Origin of the sequence: Caballeronia sp. PC1 (genome assembly GCF_021353155.1) — a bacterium.
GTDB classification, from domain to species: Bacteria; Pseudomonadota; Gammaproteobacteria; order Burkholderiales; family Burkholderiaceae; genus Caballeronia; species Caballeronia cordobensis.
The window spans coordinates 2,378,109-2,395,712 of record NZ_JAJUBH010000001.1 but is presented as its reverse complement, the minus strand read 5'-3'; the positions used below and the strand labels follow the sequence as shown (position 1 = coordinate 2,395,712).

Below are 17,604 nucleotides of genomic sequence, written 5' to 3'. Positions count from 1 at the left end.
GGTTTGAATGGAAAATTTGGGTAAGGATGCTATGAAAACAATCAAGCGAGCCCTGTCGGGCGTGCTGGCGGCAGGCGCACTGCTCAACGCCGGCGTGGCCCTGGCGGTCAGCGACGCTCCTGGCGGTCCTCGTGTGAACGAGATCAACTTCCAGCAGCCTGTGACGAAGATCGCCGAGGAGCTCTACGGCCTCCATATCTTCATGCTCATCATCTGCACCGTCATCTTCGTCGGCGTGTTCGGGGTGATGTTCTATTCGATGTTCGTGCATCGCAAGTCGAAAGGCTTCAAGCCGGCCAATTTCCACGAAAGCACCACCGTCGAAATCATCTGGACGATCGCGCCGTTCATCATCGTCATTCTGATGGCGCTGCCGGCAACGAAAGCCGTCGTCGCCATGAAGGACACGAGCAACGCCGATCTCACCGTGAAGGTCACGGGTTATCAGTGGAAGTGGGGCTACGACTACGTGAAGGGGCCGGGCGAAGGCATCAGCTTCCTCTCGACGCTGTCCACGCCGCGCAGCGAGACGAACGGCCAGAAGCCGATCTCGAATCTGTATCTGCAGGAAGTGGATAACCCGCTCGTCGTGCCGGTCGACAAGAAAATCCGCATCATCACCACGGCGAACGACGTCGTGCACTCGTGGTACATCCCGGCGTTCGGCGTGAAGCAGGATGCGATTCCGGGCTTCGTGCGCGACACCTGGTTCAAGGCCGAGAAGGTCGGCACGTTCCGCGGCTTCTGTACTGAACTGTGCGGCAAGGAGCACGCGTATATGCCGGTGGTCGTCGAAGTGCTGTCCACCGACGACTACGCGAAGTGGGTCGATGCGCAAAAGAAGAAGATGGCCGCCGGCCAGGACGATCCGCTCAAGACCTACACGAAAGAAGAACTGATGGCGCGCGGCCAGCAGGTCTACACGTCGAACTGCGCGGTCTGCCACCAGCCGACCGGCAAGGGCGCGGGCCAGTTCCCGGCGATCGACGGCTCGAAGATCGCGACCGGCTCGATTGCCGAGCACCTGAACATCGTGCTGCACGGCAAGGGCGCGATGCCGCCGTGGCAGGGCGTGCTGAACGACGTCGAGCTCGCATCGGTCGTCACGTTCGAGCGCAACAACTGGAGCAACCATACGGGCGATCTGCTGCAACCGAAGCAGGTCATCGACGCCAAGGCGGGCAAGATGCCCCAGGGCGGCGGCACGACGGCAGCGGCGGCGGCGCCTGAAGCGGCGAGCGCAGCGCCTGCGGCCGCGGAAGCGAGCGCGCCGGCGGCATCGGGCGCAGCAGCCACGCAGGCAGCCGGTTTGCCCGCCAGCATCTATTTCGAGACGGGCAAGGACACGCTGCCCGCCGACGCCAGCAACGCCGTGCAGGCTGCGGCCGCGTACGCGAAGGCCCACCCGGACGCGAAGCTCGCGCTGTCGGGCTTCACGGACGCGACCGGCGGCGCCGACCTGAACGCCGATCTCGCCAAGCGCCGCGCGCAAGCCGTGCGCGACGCGCTGAAGGCAGCAGGCGTGCCGGAAGACCGCATCGTGCTGAAGAAGCCCGAGTCGATCACGGGCGGCACGGATGCCAAGGAAGCACGCCGCGTAGAAATCAGTCCGGCTGCTTGACGTGACTCGCGCCTGCTCTTCCTTCGCACATCGGATGCAACGGAAGAGCAAGCGGGAAGCCCAAGTGCCCCGAGTATTCGCTTTAGGAGATGATTGTCATGTCTAGCATCGGACACGATGTAGGCGCAGGCCACGACCACGCGCACGACGACCATGAGCACCATGTGCCGCATGGCTGGCGCCGGTGGCTGCTCGCCACCAACCACAAGGACATCGGTACGCTGTACCTGTTGTTCTCTTTCATCATGTTCCTCTCCGGAGGCGTGATGGCGCTCGGCATCCGAGCCGAGCTGTTCGAGCCGGGCCTGCAGATCATGCGCCCCGAGTTCTTCAATCAGCTGACCACCATGCACGGCCTCATCATGGTGTTCGGCGCGATCATGCCGGCGTTCGTCGGCTTCGCGAACTGGATGGTGCCGCTGCAGATCGGCGCATCGGACATGGCGTTCGCGCGCATGAACAATTTCAGCTTCTGGCTGCTGCCGGCCGCCGCGGTGCTGCTCGTCGGCTCGTTCTTCGTGCCGGGCGGCGCGACGGCCGCGGGCTGGACGCTCTACGCACCGCTCTCCACGCAGATGGGCCCGGGCATGGACTTCGCGATTTTCGCGGTCCACATCATGGGTGCGTCGTCGATCATGGGCGGCATCAACATCGTCGTGACGATTCTGAACATGCGCGCGCCGGGCATGACGCTCATGAAGATGCCGATGTTCGCGTGGACGTGGCTCATCACCGCGTACCTGCTGATCGCCGTGATGCCGGTTCTCGCGGGCGCGATCACGATGGTGCTGTTCGACCGTCACTTCGGCACGTCGTTCTTCAACGCGGCGGGCGGCGGCGATCCGGTCATGTACCAGCACATCTTCTGGTTCTTCGGCCACCCCGAGGTGTACATCATGATCTTGCCGGCGTTCGGGATCGTGTCGCAGGTGATTCCGGCGTTCTCGCGCAAGCCGCTGTTCGGCTATAGCTCGATGGTGTACGCAACCGCATCGATCGCGATTCTCTCGTTCATGGTGTGGGCGCATCACATGTTCGCGACCGGCATGCCGGTGACGGGCCAGCTCTTCTTCATGTACGCGACCATGCTGATCGCGGTCCCGACGGGCGTGAAGGTGTTCAACTGGGTGGCGACGATGTGGCGCGGCGCGCTGTCGTTCGAAACCCCGATGCTCTTCGCGATCGGCTTCCTGTTCGTGTTCACGATGGGCGGCTTCACCGGCCTGATCCTGTCGATGGCGCCGCTCGACATCCAGATGCACGGCACGTACTACGTGGTGGCGCACTTCCACTACGTGCTGGTGGCGGGGTCGCTGTTCGCGCTGTTCTCGGGCTGGTACTACTGGGCGCCGAAGTGGACCGGCTGGATGTACAACGAAATGCGCGGGAAGATCCACTTCTGGGCGTCGATGATCTTCTTCAACATCACGTTCTTCCCGATGCACTTCCTGGGTCTCGCGGGCATGCCGCGCCGCTACGCGGATTACCCGGCGCAGTTCACCGACTTCAATCAGGTCGCGACGATCGGCGCATTCGGCTTCGGCCTCGCGCAGGTGTACTTCCTGTTCGCGGTCGCGCTGCCGACGTATCGCGGCGGCGGCGAGCTCGAAAAGGCGTCTGACAAGCCGTGGGATGGCGCGGAAGGCCTCGAATGGACCGTGCCGAGCCCGGCGCCGTTCCACACCTTCGAGCATCCGCCGACGGTCGAGTAAATAGTGAGTCTGGTTCGCGGGGCGTCCGGAAGGATGCTCTGCGAGCGGAAAGCAAGGAAAGCATGGCCCCGAATCCACAAAAAAGACGCACGCCCGAGGACATCCGCGCGGGCAACAAGCGGCTCGGAATCATCATGATGTTGATTGCCGCCGTCTTCTTTCTGGGTATCGTCGTCAGGCAATACCTGTTGTCGCGAGGGTAGGAAAGCAACGTGTCGACTCCGCAGGAAAATTCGCATATCGACCGGTCCTTCAACCGGTCGATGCTGGTGAAACTCTTCGTCGTGGCCGCGCTGATGTTCGGCTTCGGCTTCGCGCTCGTGCCGATGTACCGCGCGATCTGCGAGATCACCGGCATCAACAATCTCGTGCAGCGCGACGTCAGCGCGCGCGAGGCGAAGAACACGCAAGTGGACATGAGCCGCACGATTTCGATCGAATTCGATGCGAATGCGCGCGGCCCGCTGCAGTTCAAGCCGGAGCAGCACAGTCTCGACCTGCACCCCGGCGAAGTGACGACGGTGATGTACGAAGTGACCAACGAGCAGAATCGCACGGTGAAGGCGCAGGCCATCCCGAGCTATGCGCCGAAACAGGCCACCGAGTATTTCAACAAGATCGAATGCTTCTGCTTCACGCAGCAGACGCTTGCACCGAAGGAAACGAAGCGCATGCCGGTGGTGTTCGTCGTGGATCCGAAGCTGCCTAAGGATGTGAAGACGATCACCTTGTCGTACACGTTTTTCGAGCTGGACGCGCCGAAGCAGGCGTCGAACTGACGATGAACGAACCGCGCGCAAAGAGCGGCTTTCTCAAGCTCGTGAAGGCGGTGTTCTGGTCGTTTTTCGGCGTGCGCCGCCGGGCTGACCTCGAAAGCGATGCGGCGCAGCTCAATCCGCTGCATCTGATCGCGGCGGGCGTCATCGGCGCGGCGCTCTTCATCGTCGTGTTGCTGCTGATCGTGCGCGCGGTAGTGGGATAGACGGAACGCCGGGCGTATCGGTTGAACGCGCGGCGTCGAAAAAATTCAAGCAACTGGATCGAAGTGGAGAATCAACAATGAGCGGTCAAAACGAGAGCCCGTACTATTTCGTGCCGCATCCGTCGCGGCATCCGGTCATGGCCGCGACCGGCCTGCTGGTGATGCTCGCATCGCTGGCCATGTGGGTGAACGGGCACACCTGGGGCCCGGCCGGCACGTTCGTCGGCCTGCTGTTCGTGCTGTTCGTGCTGTGGCACTGGTTCGGCGACGCGATCTCCGAATCGGAAGGCGGCATGTACGGCAAGCGCGTCGACGTGTCGTACCGCTGGAGCATGAGCTGGTTCATCTTCTCCGAAGTGATGTTCTTCGGTGCATTCTTCGGCGCGCTGTTCTACGCGCGCGCCATCGCGATGCATCAGCTCGGCAGCCTCGACTACAAGCTGATCTGGCCGGACTTCACCGCCGTGTGGCCCAACACCGGCCCCGCCGCGCTCGTCGGTCACTTCCGCGCGATGGTGCCGTGGCCGCTGCCGACCATCAACACGGCGCTGTTGCTGTCGTCCGGCGCGACGCTGACGGTGGCGCACCACGCGCTGCGCGAAGATCATCGCAAGAAGGCGATCATCTGGCTGGGCGCGACGGTTCTGCTCGGTATCATCTTCCTGTTCTGCCAGGGCTACGAGTATTTCCACGCGTACAACGAACTGAACCTGACGCTCAATTCCGGCGTGTACGGCTCGACGTTCTTCCTGCTGACCGGCTTCCACGGCTTCCACGTGTTCCTGGGCGGCACGATGCTGGCGGTCGTGATGTTCCGTCTGATTCGCGGGCACTTCACGGCGGAGCATCACTTCGCGTTCGAGGGCGCCGCGTGGTACTGGCACTTCGTCGACGTGGTGTGGCTGGGCCTGTACGTCGTCGTCTACTGGCTGTAAGCGGATTATCGAAAGCGGGCGCGCGCTGCATGGCGCGCGACGCAAGACCGGCGGCGACGCCGGTCCGGGAGCAAAGAAGCTGTGATCAACACGCCGCCCTCGCTGTCTCAAGGGGCGGCGTTGTCGTTTAGAGGGACGTGATGAAAGTGCCGCGCCGCGACAATACGTCTCGTAGGGCAGGACCCGCGCGCGGGGTTATTGTCCGAACAGCGTCGCGAGTCAGCGTCCGATGGGAATGCCGGACGACTCGATCCAGCCCATCCAGTGCGCGAACAGGATGAAGAGGAAGAGCGTAATGGACAGCCCGACACGCATGGCGAGCGACCACACCATCCGCTTGGTCCTGCCGCGGTCGGTCATCATGAAGTAGAGCGCCGAACCGAGGCTGCCGATGATCAGGATGAATGCAATAGCAACGATGATGTGCATGAAACCAGCCAGCATTGGTGCTCAGAAACTACGATGAGCAGTATTGAATTGGATCATCTCATTATCTCACTCGATGCCCTGCGCCGTGCGGCGCCTCCATGGATGCCGCGCATATGAAGATTCGTTTCTGGCCCACGCTGCTGATTCTCGTGGTGGTCGCGGTGACGGTGCGGCTCGGCTTCTGGCAGCGCGATCGCGCGCATCAGAAGGAGGCGCTCAACGCGCAGATCGTCGCGTTCGAGAATGCACCCGCGCGGGACGTCGGCGCGCAGACGTTGCCGCTCAAGTCCATCGAATTCCATCGTGTGGAGGCGCGCGGCGAGTTCATGCCGGAGCGCGTCGTGTATCTGGACAATCGTCCGTATAACGACCAGCCAGGCTTTTATGTCGTGATGCCGCTTAAACTTGAGGGCGGCGGCTATGTGCTCGTGAACCGCGGATGGCTGCCGCGCAACATGGCGGACCGCACGGGCATCGAGCATTACGAGACGCCGAAGGGCGTCGTCGAGGTGAAGGGCATCGCGCGCGCGAACGCGTCGCAGGCGTTCGAACTGGGGCAGGGCGGATCGGCCGCGCACGCGCAGATTCGCCAGAACCTGGACATCGCGTCGTATGCGAACGAAACCGGGCTCGCGTTTCAGCCGTTCGTGATCCAGCAGACCAGCGACACCGGCGACAAGCTCGTGCGCGACTGGCCCGCGCCGACGCTCGGCGTCGAGCGCAATTACGGCTATATGTTCCAGTGGTGGGGCATGGCCGCGGCGGCCGTCGCGTTCGGCCTGTATGCCGCGCGTCGCGCCGCGAAGAAAGGCGACGGACTCGACGACGAAGCCGGACACGACGACGAAGCCGAACACCACGCCTGAAATTTGACCGAACAGAGGCAGTTTTTCCGATGCAATCACAACGCTCCACCGCCGACGCAGACAAGACGCGCACGCGGCAACGCACGCCCGGCAAGGGTTCATGGATCAGCGGCCGCTGGATGCTGCTTCTGCTTGCGCTCGTGTGCGCCGCGCCGGTGATCGCCTCGTACCTGATGTACTACGTGTTCAAGCCGGCGGGCGGCACATCGAGCTACGGCACGCTGATCGATCCGCAGCGGCCGATTCCCGCGCAACTCGTCGTCACCGACGAAAAAGGACAGAGCCTGCCGTTCAAGTCGCTCGAAGGCAAATGGCTGATGGTCATCGTCAACGGCAGCGACTGCGACGAGTCATGCGCGACGCGCCTCTACTTCATGCGTCAGGTGCGCGCGCTGCAATCGGGCGAGCGCGAGCGCGTCGTCAACGTCTGGCTGCGCACCGATGACAAACCCGTTGCCGACGTCATCAAGACCGCGTATCCGCAACCCGACACGCGCATGCTCGTGGCCGACGAAAAAGCCGTCGCCGCGTGGCTGCCGGTCGATGACGGCACGAAGCTCACGGATCACATCTTTCTCGTCGATCCGAACGGCAATCTGATGATGCGCTTCCCGAAGAACCCCGATCCGAAGAAGATCAACGCGGACGTGGCGAAGTTGCTGAAGTGGTCGCGGATCGGTTAAACGCGGGTTGAGGTAAGCGAATATGTTTCTGTTGCAACTGGGTCTGATCGGCATCTGCATCGCGCTCTTGCCGCTCTCGTATGTCTGGGTCAAGGCCGACGACGACAAGTTCAGGAAGCTCGTCTGGCTGACGACGTTCCTGACGCTCGATCTCATCATGTTCGGCGGCTTCACGCGCCTGACCGATTCCGGGCTCGGCTGCCCCGACTGGCCCGGCTGCTACGGCACGTCGTCGCCGTTCATCGCGCATGCGCAGATCACGGCCGCGTATCAGGCGATGCCGACCGGCCCGGTGAGCATGGTGAAGGCGTGGATCGAAATGCTGCATCGCTATTTCGCGATGGCGATCGGCGTGCTGATCATCGCGCAGGTGATCATCGCGTGGACGGCGCGCATCAAGAAGCGCCCGCTGCACGTGTCGCCGTGGTGGCCGACGGGCATTCTCGCGCTCATTCTCGTGCAGGGCGCGTTCGGCGCGTGGACCGTCACGCTGAAGCTGCAGCCGGTGATCGTGACGACGCATCTGCTGCTCGGGCTCGCGCTGCTCGGCGTGCTCGGCTGGCTCGCCGCGCGCATGACGCCGATTCCGTCGCTCGATTCGGCCGCCGCGCGCTGGATGCCCGCCGCGGCATTCGGCCTGCTGCTGCTGATCGTGCAGGTGGCGCTCGGCGGCTGGGTCAGCACGAATTACGCGGTGCTCGCCTGCACGGACTTCCCGCTGTGCAACGGTCAATGGATTCCGCCGATGAACTTCGAGCACGGCTTTCATCTGTGGCGCGCGCTCGGCATGACCGGCGACGGCGATGTGATCTCGCAGGACGCGCTCGTCGCGATTCACTGGACGCATCGCATGTTCGCCGTGGTCGTCGTGCTGTATCTGCTCTGGCTCGCCCTGCGGCTGCGACGATTCGAATCGCTGAAGAAGCCCGCGAACGGCGTATTGTTGATGATCGTGATCCAGTTCCTGACGGGCATGTCGAACATCGTGCTGCAATGGCCGCTGCCGGTCGCCGTGGCGCATAACGGCGGGGCTGCCATCCTGTTGCTGCTACTCGTTATGCTAAACTTTCGAATCTCTTCTAGCCGTCCCGGCCGCGCCGCAGTTCCCGCGCGCGACGTCGTTTCAGCGTGACTCCACATTCTCATGGATAGCACGACACTCCACTCCCACCTCGGCAGCCGCGTCTCGCAATACCTTGCGCTGACCAAGCCGCGCGTCACGCAACTCGCGGTCTTTTGCGCCGTCATCGGCATGTTTCTGTCCACGCCCGGCATGGTGCCGTGGGACAAGCTGGTCGGCGGCGCCGTCGGCATCTGGCTGCTGGCCGGCGCGGCGTTCGCGATCAACTGCCTCGTCGAACAGAAAGTCGATGCGAAGATGCGCCGCACCGCGTGGCGACCGTCCGCGCGCGGTCAGATCACCACGGCGCAGATTCTGACGTTTTCGGCGGTGCTCGGCGGCATCGGCATGTGGACGCTCTACACGTTCACCAATCCGCTCACGATGTGGCTCACCATCGCCACGTTCGTCGGCTATGCGGTCATCTATACGCTGTTGCTCAAGCCGTACACGCCGCAGAACATCGTGATCGGCGGCGCGTCCGGCGCGATGCCGCCGGCGCTCGGCTGGGCCGCCGTCACCGGCACGGTGCCCGGCGACGCGTGGATTCTCGTGCTGATCATCTTCGTGTGGACGCCGCCGCATTTCTGGGCGCTCGCGCTGTATCGCCGCAAGGATTATGAGAACGCCGGCCTGCCCATGCTGCCGATCACGCACGGCGAGAAATACACGCTGCTCAATATCTTCCTGTACACGCTGGTCCTGTTCGCCGTCACGCTGATGCCGTATATCTCCGGCATGAGCGGCGTGGTGTATCTGGCCAGCGCGATCGTGCTCGGCGCTGTGTTCATCGGTTACGCGTGGAAGATGTATCGCGACTATTCGGACGCGCTCGCGCGCAAGACCTTCCGTTATTCGATCGTGTATCTGTCGCTGCTGTTCGGCGCGCTGCTGGTCGATCATTACGCGCGCACGGTGATCGGCGCATGATGACCGTTCTTCGTCGCTTATTTGCGCTGCTGGTTCTCGCGGCGCTACTTTCGGCGTGCGAGAAAGCCCCGAACTTCAAGAATCTCGATATCACCGGCAACAAGCAGTTCGGCGCCGATTTCTCCTTGCCCGACACGCACGGCAAGACCCGCACGCTCGCGGACTTCAAGGGTAAGGCTGTCGTGCTGTTCTTCGGCTACACGCATTGCCCGGACGTCTGTCCGACGACGCTCGCCGAACTCTCGCAGGCCATGCAGCAACTCGGCGACAAGTCGAAGGACGTGCAGGTGCTGATGGTCACGGTCGATCCGGCGCGCGACACGCCCGAGTTGCTCGGTCAGTACGTCGCGGCATTCAATTCGTCGTATGTCGGCTTGCGGCCGGCGAACGATGCGCAGCTCGCGCAAGTCGCGAAGGACTTTCGCGTGTTCTACGCGAAGTCGCAGGGCAAGACACCCGACGACTACACGATGGACCACACCGCCGCCAGCTACGTGTTCGACAAGGACGGCAAGCTGCGTCTTTTCGCCCGCGACGGGCAAGGCGTCGATCCATGGGTCCACGATCTGAAGCTGCTGGTGGACTGATCGCTCGCTTCAGCTATCCAGCAACGGCTCAGGCAGATTCAGCCCCGGCGCAAGGCGCGTGGCCTCGAATTCGATGATGTCGTAATGCGCAAGTCCCTGCTTGGCGAACGGATCTTCCGCGATGATCGCATCGAGCCGCTCGCGCTCGATGTCCGACGCCAGAATGACGCCGCCTTCGCGCGGCACCTTCGGCCCCGCCACCACGAACACGCCCGCCGCGAAATAGCGTTCGAGATACACGCGGTGCGCGTCGAGCGCGTCATCGATTTCGGCGAGCGCGCCGGTATATCGCAGATTGATCACATACATGACGGGGTCGGCCTCCGGCGTGCGAGAGATTGTGACTTTCGTTTGCGATTTTATCCGCCTCTTGCCGCGCGTGATATTCACATGAACATTCTGTATTTCCCCTCGCACCAACGCTGTGCGAATATCCGTCGCCTCGGTCTGATTGGCTGACCGAAGACGAAAACTGGCAATCCCGCAGCAAGAACGTATCGAAACAGGAACACCATGCAGCGCAGAAATTTGCTCAAAGCCGTTGCCGCCGTCGCGGCGTCCGCCTCCTTGCTCACGAGCTTCGCCGCTCACGCCGATGACAAGGTCATCAAGGTCGGCACCATCAGCGGCCCCGATGCGCAGATCTGGCAAGTCGTGCAAAAGGTCGCGAAGCGCGAAGGACTGAACGTGAAGGTGATCGAATTCAATGATTACGTTCAGCCGAATGCCGCCCTCGATGCCGGCGATCTCGATGCGAACAGCTTCCAGCATCAGCCGTATCTGGACAGCCAGATCAAGCAGCGCGGCTACAAGATCGTGAACGCGGGCCTCACGTACATCTCGCCGCTTGGCGTGTATTCGAAGAAGCTGAAGTCGCTGAAAGACTTGCAGCAAGGCGCGAAGGTGGCGGTGCCGAACGATCCGTCGAACGAGAATCGCGCGCTTCTGCTGTTGCAGAGCCAGGGCGTGATCAAGCTGAAAGCGGGCGCGGGCACGAACGGCAACAACGCGACGGCGCTCGACGTGGCGGAGAATCCGAAGAAGATCAAGCTCGTCGAACTCGACGCCGCTCAATTGCCGCGCACGCTCGCCGACGTCGATGCCGCCGCCATCAATACGAACTTCGCGCTGGCCGCAGGCCTGCAGCCGACGAAAGATTCCATCGCGCTCGAAGACGTTCATAGCCCGTACGCGAACCTGATCGCTGTTCGCGCGAAAGACAAGGATCAGCCTTGGGTGAAGAAGCTGGTCGCGGCGTATCAGTCCGAAGACGTGCGCCAGTTCCTCAAGAGCGAGTTCAAAGGCTCGGTCGTGCCTTCGTTCTGATAGCGCGATTAAGTACGGCAGCATTGAACGGCGTCCCGCGGGACGCCGTTTTTCATGATGCGCGCGTTTATTCGATGCAGATCGGCTGCAACGCTCTCTGCCACAGGATGTCCGTGCCGTCCTGCACCGGCTTGAAACCGGTTCGCTGGAACAACCCGCAAAGATCGCTCTGCGATGCGTCGAGGCGGCAGACCACCTGATCGTAACGCGCGCCGTGCGCAAAGTTCATGCACGCCGCGATGAGTTGCTCACCGAGTCCGCGCCGCCGCGCACCCGGTTCGACGAACAGCAACTCGATGCTTGCCTGCTGCTGGGTTTTCGCCGCGAGCACTGCCGCACCGACGCGCGTTGAATTGGTCTGTTCCGCCACCCAGCATGCGATGCGCGGCGTATTTGCCTGCATCGCCGAGAGGAAATTCGACACCATCTTTGCCGCGCGCGTTTCGCTGAGGAGCTTCGGGCTGTCGCCGGAGTAGAGATGCGTGTAGCGCTCGATCATCCAGCCGAAGTCGCCGGTGCGCGGCACCCGCAGCCGCGTTTCGCTGTCGGCGTGGTTGGGCGAGAGCAGTCGTTCGACATCCCCCATTGCCGTGCAAAACTGATCGATTTCTGCGGACGTCAGGCACTTGAGCAGCGAGGCGGTTTCGACGGAAACGTGAAGGTCGATCTCGTCGACCTGCGTTTTCGCCTCGGGCGTGATTCGTAACAGATGCGCGCGACCGTCCGCTTCGTTCTTCCGCCGTACGATGAGGCCGAGCTTCTGGAAGTTGTTGATGAGCCGGCTCAGATAACCGGTGTCCAGCCCCAGAGTGCGTGAGAGGTCAGCCGCCGTGCTGGCGCGCCCTTGCGCGAGCTCGTGCAGGATGCGCACCTCGGTGAGTGAAAAGCGGCTTTTATGCAGCCGCTCGTGAAGCGCACCCGTATGGCGTGCATAAAAACGATTGAAGCGGCGTACCGCCTCGACGGCCCGGCCCGGATCTGAACTGCCCATTTCGTTAATCTCTCTCAGAGTTTCGTTAATTAATTTTGATTCCGAACTAATCCGAGTATTGTGCCAAAGAAGAACGACCGTGCGAATGCGAATATGCCCGAAAAACGGGTAGTCCGGCAACTAAGACCGCCGGGTGGCAACTGGATCGGCCATGCGGGTATGTCCCGATGGCGAATTTGTTTCCATCGCGTTTCTAAACATTCTGTAACACATTGATTTGTAGAGAATTTTGCCGTTTCTGCTCAAGTCGAATCTTAGAATTGACTGGTATTATGTTGGTTATATAATGGGCTCCGATTCGAGCGATGAGCACGTCGTCGCGAGGCGAGAACGTCGCTTTTCCATCACACCGCACGTCGAAGAACCCTGTCCCCGCTCACCGTTTCACTCGGAAGACGGCGCAGCCGGTTTCGACCACGGACCGCAGGCAGCGAATCGCGACAAAACCTTGCTTCTGGCTCAGCCGCCGCGCGCGGCGCTGCATCGAAAAGCGTCGGCACAGACGCGCATCACCTTAAGAGCATCACGAAAAGCGGAAAACAGAACGAGAGGACCCAAGGAAGCCGTTCGCATCTTTCGAACGAAAGCCTGCTCGCAGCACGGGGCGGACGGCGCTGAACCTCATCCAGGCATCGCGTACTTCCAGAGAACTTCATGCTGAAAGGAAACATACTCACCACCGACGGGTGGATCCACGGCTCCGTGCGTTTCGAGAACGGCCGCGTGACGGCGCTCGAAGGCCATATCGTGGATCCGCTCGCGAACGACGCGCCCTTCATCCTGCCCGGCTTCATCGATTTGCACGTGCACGGCGGCGGCGGGCGCGACATCATGGAAGGCGGCGACGCGGCGGACACCGTCGCGCGCCAGCATGCGCAGCACGGCACCACGAGCCTGCTCGCCACCACCATGACCGCGCCGCGCGACGAACTGATGCAGGTCGTCGCCGGCCTGGGCGAACAGGCGAAGCAACGTGCGGCGGGCGGCGCGCGCATGCTCGGCGTGCATCTGGAAGGCCCGTATATCAACCCCGGCAAGCTCGGCGCGCAGCCGGACGCCGCCGCCGTCGCCGTGCGCGACGAAGTGCTGAAGTACCTCGAACTCGCGCCGATCCGCGTCGTCACTATCGCGCCGGAAATTTCCGGGCATCTCGACATCATTTCGGACATGGCGGCGCGCGGCGTGCGCGTACAGCTCGGCCATTCGCTCGGCACGTACGACGACGCCGTCAACGCGCTCAAGCACGGCGCGCGCGGCTTCACGCATCTGTTCAACGCGATGTCGCCGCTGCATCACCGCGATCCCGGCATGGTCGGCGCGGCGCTCGCGCATGCGGAGTACGCCGAACTGATTCCGGACCTGCTGCACGTTCATCCGGGCGCCATCCGCGCCGCGATGCGCGCGATTCCCCGCCTGTACGTCGTGACCGACAGCACGTCGGCGGCCGGCATGCCCGACGGCGAATATCGCCTCGGCAGCCAGCACGTCACCAAATGCATGGGCGGCGTGCGTCTCGCGGACGGCACGCTCGCCGGCAGCACCCTGACGATGGATCAGGCGCTGCGCAATCTCGTCTCGCTGGGCATTCCGCTCGCGGACGTCTCGAATCGCCTGTCGCGCTACCCCGCCGACTATCTCGGGCTCGAAGACCGCGGCCGCATTGCGCGCGGCGCATGGGCCGATCTCGTCGTGCTCGACCGGGAACACGCGCTGACTGCCACGTATGTCGAAGGAGAATCAATTGTCGAATATGCTTAACGAGGCGCTGGAGTCCGCCGATGTCGTCGCGGCCCAGCTCGCCGATACCTCGCGTGTCGAGGCGCTCGCGGAAAAGCTCAAGGAGCAGCCGCGCAATGTCGCGCTGACCGTCGCGCGCGGCAGTTCCGACCACGCCGCCAGTTATTTCGCCAGCCTGACGATGAGCCGCATCGGCGTGCCGGTCGCCTCGCTGCCGATGTCGGTCGCCACGCTCCAGCAGGCGCCGTTGCGCGTGTCGGGTCAGCTCGCGGTCGCGTTTTCTCAATCGGGCAAGAGCCCCGATCTCGTCGGCACGATGCAGGCGTTGCGCGACGCCGGCGCGTTCACGGTCGCGGCTGTCAACGTCACCGGCTCGCCGCTCGAAAACGCGTGCGAGTACTTCCTGCCGCTGCTCGCCGGGCCGGAGTTGTCGGTGGCCGCCACCAAGAGCTATATCGCGATGCTGTCGCTCTCGGCCATCGTGATCGCGCATGTTCAGCGCGACGTCGAACTGCTCAATGCGCTCAAGACGCTGCCTGACGCGCTGCGCGCCGCGGGCAAGCTCGACTGGACGCGCGCCGTGGACGAACTGAAGAACGTCGATCGCATGATCGTGATCGGGCGCGGCCTCGGGCTTGCCATCGCGCAGGAAGCGGCGCTCAAGCTGAAGGAAACCTCGGGCATCCAGGCCGAAGCGTTTTCCAGCGCGGAAGTGCGTCACGGTCCGATGGAAATCATCGACAAGGACTATCCGCTGCTCGTGTTCGCGCCGCGCGGGCCGGAGCAGGCGGGCCTCGTTCAGCTCGCCGCCGACATGCGCGCACGCGGCGCGCGCGTGCTGCTCGCCGCGCCCGACGACGTCGCGCAAGCGGAATTGCCGCTCGTCGCGACCGATCACCCGGCGCTCGATCCGATCGCCGCGATTCTTTCCTTCTATGTGATGGCCGCGGGTCTGGCCGCCGCGCGCGGGCGCAATCCCGATGCGCCGCGCCACCTGAACAAGGTCACTGAAACCCACTGAGCGAGATAGCCGATGCGCCGTGCCGAGGAGTCCCTGTTGAATCATTCCACCGATAACCCGAACGACGTCGTGCTGCTCGCGCCGTTCACCGGTCCCGTCGTGCCGCTCGCCGACGTGCCCGATCCCGTGTTCGCCGAAGGCATGTTCGGCGATGGCATCGGCATCGATCCGCTCGATAACGTGCTCGTTTCGCCCTGCGACGGCACCATCACGCACCTCGCGCGCACGCATCACGCGGTCACGATGCGCACGAAGGAAGGCGCGGAGATTCTGGTGCATATCGGCATCGACACGGTCGAGCTGGGCGGCGAAGGTTTCGCGCCGCTGGTCGAGCAGGGTGCGACGGTGCGCGCCGGCCAGCCGCTGATCGAATTCCATGCCGATTACGTTGCGCAGCACGCGCCGAGCCTCGTCTCGGTGATCGCGATCGCTAACGGCGACGCGTTCGACGTTGCCGAGCGCGCGGGCCGCGGCGTGGTGAAGGCGGGCGAGCGATTGCTCGTGCTGCGCGCGAAGCGCGGCGAAAAAGCGGACTCGGCGCGCAACGGCGCGGTCGTGCTGGAAGAAGCGCGCCGCAGCCTGACGCTGGCGCACGCGGGCGGCCTGCATGCGCGTCCGGCTGCGCGGGCGCGCGAAGCCGCGCGTGGTTTCGACGCGAAGGTCGAGATTCGCTACGAAGGCAAGAAGGCGCCGGTGGAAAGCGTGGTCGGTCTGCTCGGTCTCGGCGCGGGCGAGGGCGCGACCATCGAACTGGTCGGCATCGGCTCGCAGGCACAACAGGCGGTGGAAGCCGTCGCCGTCGAATTGTTGCGCGCCGCGCATGGCGAAGTCGAAGAGACGCCCGCGCGCCAGAAATCGCCGGCGCCGCTCGCGAAGTCCGCTGCATCGGGCGAACCGCTGCCGCCGAACACGCTCGCGGGCGTGTGCGCGGCGCCGGGCATCGCCGTCGGCACGCTCGTGCGCTGGGACGATCAGGAGATCGTGCCGCCCGAACAGGCAAGCGGCTCCTCGGCGGCGGAAAGCCGTGCGCTCGATAAAGCCATCGCGCAGGTCGATGCTGAACTCGGCGAAACCGTGCGCACCGCGTCGCAGCGGGGCGCGGTCGGGGAGGCTGGCATTTTCGCGGTGCATCGCGTGCTGCTCGAAGACCCGACGCTCGTAGACGCCGCGCGTGATCTGATCAGCCTCGGCAAGAGCGCGGGCTTCGCATGGCGCGAGGCGATCCGCGCGCAGATCGCGCTGCTCTCGAACGTGCAGGACGATCTGCTCGCCGAGCGCGCGGCCGATCTGCGCGACATCGAAAAGCGCGTGCTGCGCGCGCTCGGCCTCACCAACACGACGGCGCGCGAGCTGCCGGCGGAAGCGGTGCTCGCGGCCACTGAATTCACGCCGTCGGATCTTTCGTCGATCGACCGCACGCGTGTCACCGCGCTCGTGATGGCGCGCGGCGGCGCGACCTCGCACGCGGCGATCATCGCGCGGCAGGTCGGCATTCCGGCGCTCGTCGCGATCGGCGATGCGCTGCACGCCATTCCCGAAGGCACGCAGGTCGTCGTCGATGCATCGGCGGGCCGTATCGAGCATGCGCCGACGCAACTCGACGTCGAGCGCGCGCGCGCCGAACGCGAGCGTCTCGCGAACGTGCGCGAGGCAAACCGGAAGCTGTCGCAGGAAGCGGCATCGACCAAGGATGGCCGCGCGATCGAAGTCGCCGCGAACATCGCGACGCTCGACGACGCGAAGGCCGCTGTCGAGAACGGCGCGGACGCGGTCGGCCTGCTGCGCACGGAACTGCTGTTCATCCATCGCCAGTCGGCGCCGACGGTGGCCGAGCACGCGCAAAGCTATCAGGGCATCGTCGATGCATTGCAAGGCCGCACGGCGATCATCCGCACGCTGGATGTCGGCGCGGATAAGGAAGTCGATTATCTGACGCTGCCGCCCGAAGAAAATCCGGCGCTCGGCCTGCGCGGCATCCGCCTCGCGCAAGTGCGCCCCGATCTGCTCGACGATCAGTTGCGCGGCCTGCTCGCCGTGAAGCCTGAAGGCCAGGTGCGCATCCTTCTGCCGATGGTGACGGATGCCGGCGAGTTGCAACGCCTGCGCGCGCGCATCGACGAATTGTCGCGCGAGGCCGGCCGCACCGAGCCGATCGAAGTCGGCGTGATGATCGAAGTGCCGTCGGCGGCCTTGCTTGCCGATCAACTGGCGAAGCACGCGGATTTTCTCTCGATCGGCACCAACGATCTCACGCAATACACGCTCGCGATGGACCGCTGCCAGCCCGATCTCGCCGCGCAGTCCGACGGTCTGCATCCGGCCGTGCTGCGTCTCATCAAGGCGGCGGTGCAGGGCGCGGAAAAGCACGGCAAGTGGGTCGGCGTGTGCGGCGCGCTCGGCGGCGATCCGGTCGCGGCGCCCTTGCTCATCGGACTCGGCGTGACGGAACTGTCGGTCGATCCGGTGTCGGTGCCCGGCATCAAGGCGCGTGTGCGCACTCTCGATTACCAGCTTTGCCGTCAGCGCGCCGAGGACTGCCTCGCGCTCGAATCGGCACAGGCAGTAAGAACGGCAAGCCGCGAAATCTGGCCGCAGGACTGAACTGACGTCCGTTCTGCACTCAGCGCCGGCAAGCTTTTTCAGCAATCCCCGAAGCAGTAACGA

At 63.8% G+C, this 17,604-nt stretch carries 18 protein-coding genes; 15 read left to right on the top strand and 3 right to left on the bottom strand.

Going from position 1 to position 17,604, the window contains the following annotated elements:
- Positions 1-7: 7 nt before the first annotated feature.
- The 6 genes from coxB (at position 8) to LY284_RS11420 (ending at position 5,250) form a co-directional block, all read left to right on the top strand.
- Complete coding sequence (gene coxB, locus LY284_RS11445) at positions 8-1,621, top strand: cytochrome c oxidase subunit II (RefSeq protein ID WP_041730096.1); 1,614 nt, start codon at positions 8-10, stop codon at positions 1,619-1,621.
- A 98-nt stretch (positions 1,622-1,719) separates the two neighbouring features.
- Complete coding sequence (gene ctaD, locus LY284_RS11440; protein ID WP_014190293.1) at positions 1,720-3,333, top strand: cytochrome c oxidase subunit I; 1,614 nt, start codon at positions 1,720-1,722, stop codon at positions 3,331-3,333.
- A gap of 62 nt (positions 3,334-3,395) precedes the next feature.
- Positions 3,396-3,536, top strand: a complete 141-nt coding sequence (locus tag LY284_RS11435; protein WP_014190294.1) for a cytochrome oxidase small assembly protein — start codon at positions 3,396-3,398, stop codon at positions 3,534-3,536.
- A 9-nt stretch (positions 3,537-3,545) separates the two neighbouring features.
- Positions 3,546-4,112 (top strand): cytochrome c oxidase assembly protein, encoded by a 567-nt coding sequence (locus LY284_RS11430; protein ID WP_014190295.1) that lies wholly within the window; start codon positions 3,546-3,548, stop codon positions 4,110-4,112.
- A gap of 2 nt (positions 4,113-4,114) precedes the next feature.
- Complete coding sequence (locus LY284_RS11425) at positions 4,115-4,315, top strand: DUF2970 domain-containing protein (protein ID WP_014190296.1); 201 nt, start codon at positions 4,115-4,117, stop codon at positions 4,313-4,315.
- 77 nt (positions 4,316-4,392) lie between these two features.
- Positions 4,393-5,250, top strand: coding sequence for a cytochrome c oxidase subunit 3 (locus tag LY284_RS11420; protein WP_014190297.1), 858 nt, complete (start codon positions 4,393-4,395; stop codon positions 5,248-5,250).
- Positions 5,251-5,469: 219 nt separating this feature from the next.
- Here the strand turns inward: LY284_RS11420 and LY284_RS11415 are convergent, their stop codons facing one another.
- Complete coding sequence (locus tag LY284_RS11415; protein WP_041730903.1) at positions 5,470-5,679, bottom strand: twin transmembrane helix small protein; 210 nt, start codon at positions 5,677-5,679, stop codon at positions 5,470-5,472.
- 113 nt (positions 5,680-5,792) lie between these two features.
- On the opposite strand from LY284_RS11415, the gene LY284_RS11410 reads away from it, so the two are divergent.
- From LY284_RS11410 to LY284_RS11390, 5 genes are read left to right on the top strand one after another with little or no spacing between them, the layout of a single operon-like run.
- Positions 5,793-6,545: an SURF1 family protein gene (locus LY284_RS11410; protein WP_014190299.1), complete on the top strand. Its 753-nt coding sequence runs from the start codon at positions 5,793-5,795 to the stop codon at positions 6,543-6,545.
- A gap of 29 nt (positions 6,546-6,574) precedes the next feature.
- Positions 6,575-7,228, top strand: a complete 654-nt coding sequence (locus tag LY284_RS11405) for a cytochrome c oxidase subunit I (protein ID WP_014190300.1) — start codon at positions 6,575-6,577, stop codon at positions 7,226-7,228.
- Positions 7,229-7,250: 22 nt separating this feature from the next.
- Complete coding sequence (locus LY284_RS11400) at positions 7,251-8,360, top strand: heme A synthase (protein ID WP_014190301.1); 1,110 nt, start codon at positions 7,251-7,253, stop codon at positions 8,358-8,360.
- 12 nt (positions 8,361-8,372) lie between these two features.
- Positions 8,373-9,278 carry a heme o synthase gene (gene cyoE, locus LY284_RS11395; protein WP_014190302.1) on the top strand — a complete coding sequence of 302 codons (906 nt, stop codon included), beginning with the start codon at positions 8,373-8,375 and terminating at the stop codon, positions 9,276-9,278.
- Positions 9,275-9,865 (top strand): SCO family protein, encoded by a 591-nt coding sequence (locus LY284_RS11390; RefSeq protein ID WP_014190303.1) that lies wholly within the window; start codon positions 9,275-9,277, stop codon positions 9,863-9,865. The genes cyoE and LY284_RS11390 overlap by 4 nt, the downstream gene beginning before the upstream one ends.
- 9 nt (positions 9,866-9,874) lie before the next feature.
- On the opposite strand, the gene LY284_RS11385 is transcribed toward LY284_RS11390, so the two are convergent.
- On the bottom strand, positions 9,875-10,174 hold the full coding sequence (locus tag LY284_RS11385) for a YciI family protein (protein ID WP_014190304.1): 300 nt from the start codon (positions 10,172-10,174) through the stop codon (positions 9,875-9,877).
- Between the two features lie 204 nt (positions 10,175-10,378).
- Between LY284_RS11385 and LY284_RS11380 the strand changes: the two genes are divergently transcribed.
- A complete protein-coding gene (locus LY284_RS11380) occupies positions 10,379-11,191 on the top strand; it encodes a MetQ/NlpA family ABC transporter substrate-binding protein (RefSeq protein ID WP_014190305.1) in 813 nt (270 codons plus the stop codon).
- A gap of 67 nt (positions 11,192-11,258) precedes the next feature.
- Here LY284_RS11380 and LY284_RS11375 read toward each other — a convergent pair whose 3' ends face one another.
- Positions 11,259-12,302 carry a bifunctional helix-turn-helix transcriptional regulator/GNAT family N-acetyltransferase gene (locus LY284_RS11375; RefSeq protein WP_233386093.1) on the bottom strand — a complete coding sequence of 348 codons (1,044 nt, stop codon included), beginning with the start codon at positions 12,300-12,302 and terminating at the stop codon, positions 11,259-11,261.
- 534 nt (positions 12,303-12,836) lie between these two features.
- Between LY284_RS11375 and nagA the strand changes: the two genes are divergently transcribed.
- The 3 genes from nagA to ptsP are packed head-to-tail and all read left to right on the top strand — an operon-like array spanning position 12,837 to position 17,541.
- Complete coding sequence (gene nagA, locus LY284_RS11370) at positions 12,837-13,940, top strand: N-acetylglucosamine-6-phosphate deacetylase (RefSeq protein ID WP_014190307.1); 1,104 nt, start codon at positions 12,837-12,839, stop codon at positions 13,938-13,940.
- On the top strand, positions 13,933-14,940 hold the full coding sequence (locus LY284_RS11365) for an SIS domain-containing protein (RefSeq protein ID WP_014190308.1): 1,008 nt from the start codon (positions 13,933-13,935) through the stop codon (positions 14,938-14,940). The genes nagA and LY284_RS11365 overlap by 8 nt, the downstream gene beginning before the upstream one ends.
- A gap of 12 nt (positions 14,941-14,952) precedes the next feature.
- The gene (ptsP, locus tag LY284_RS11360) at positions 14,953-17,541 is read left to right on the top strand and encodes a phosphoenolpyruvate--protein phosphotransferase (RefSeq protein WP_050878257.1); all 2,589 of its coding nucleotides are present in this window, start codon (positions 14,953-14,955) and stop codon (positions 17,539-17,541) included.
- The last annotated feature ends 63 nt before the right edge of the window (positions 17,542-17,604 follow it).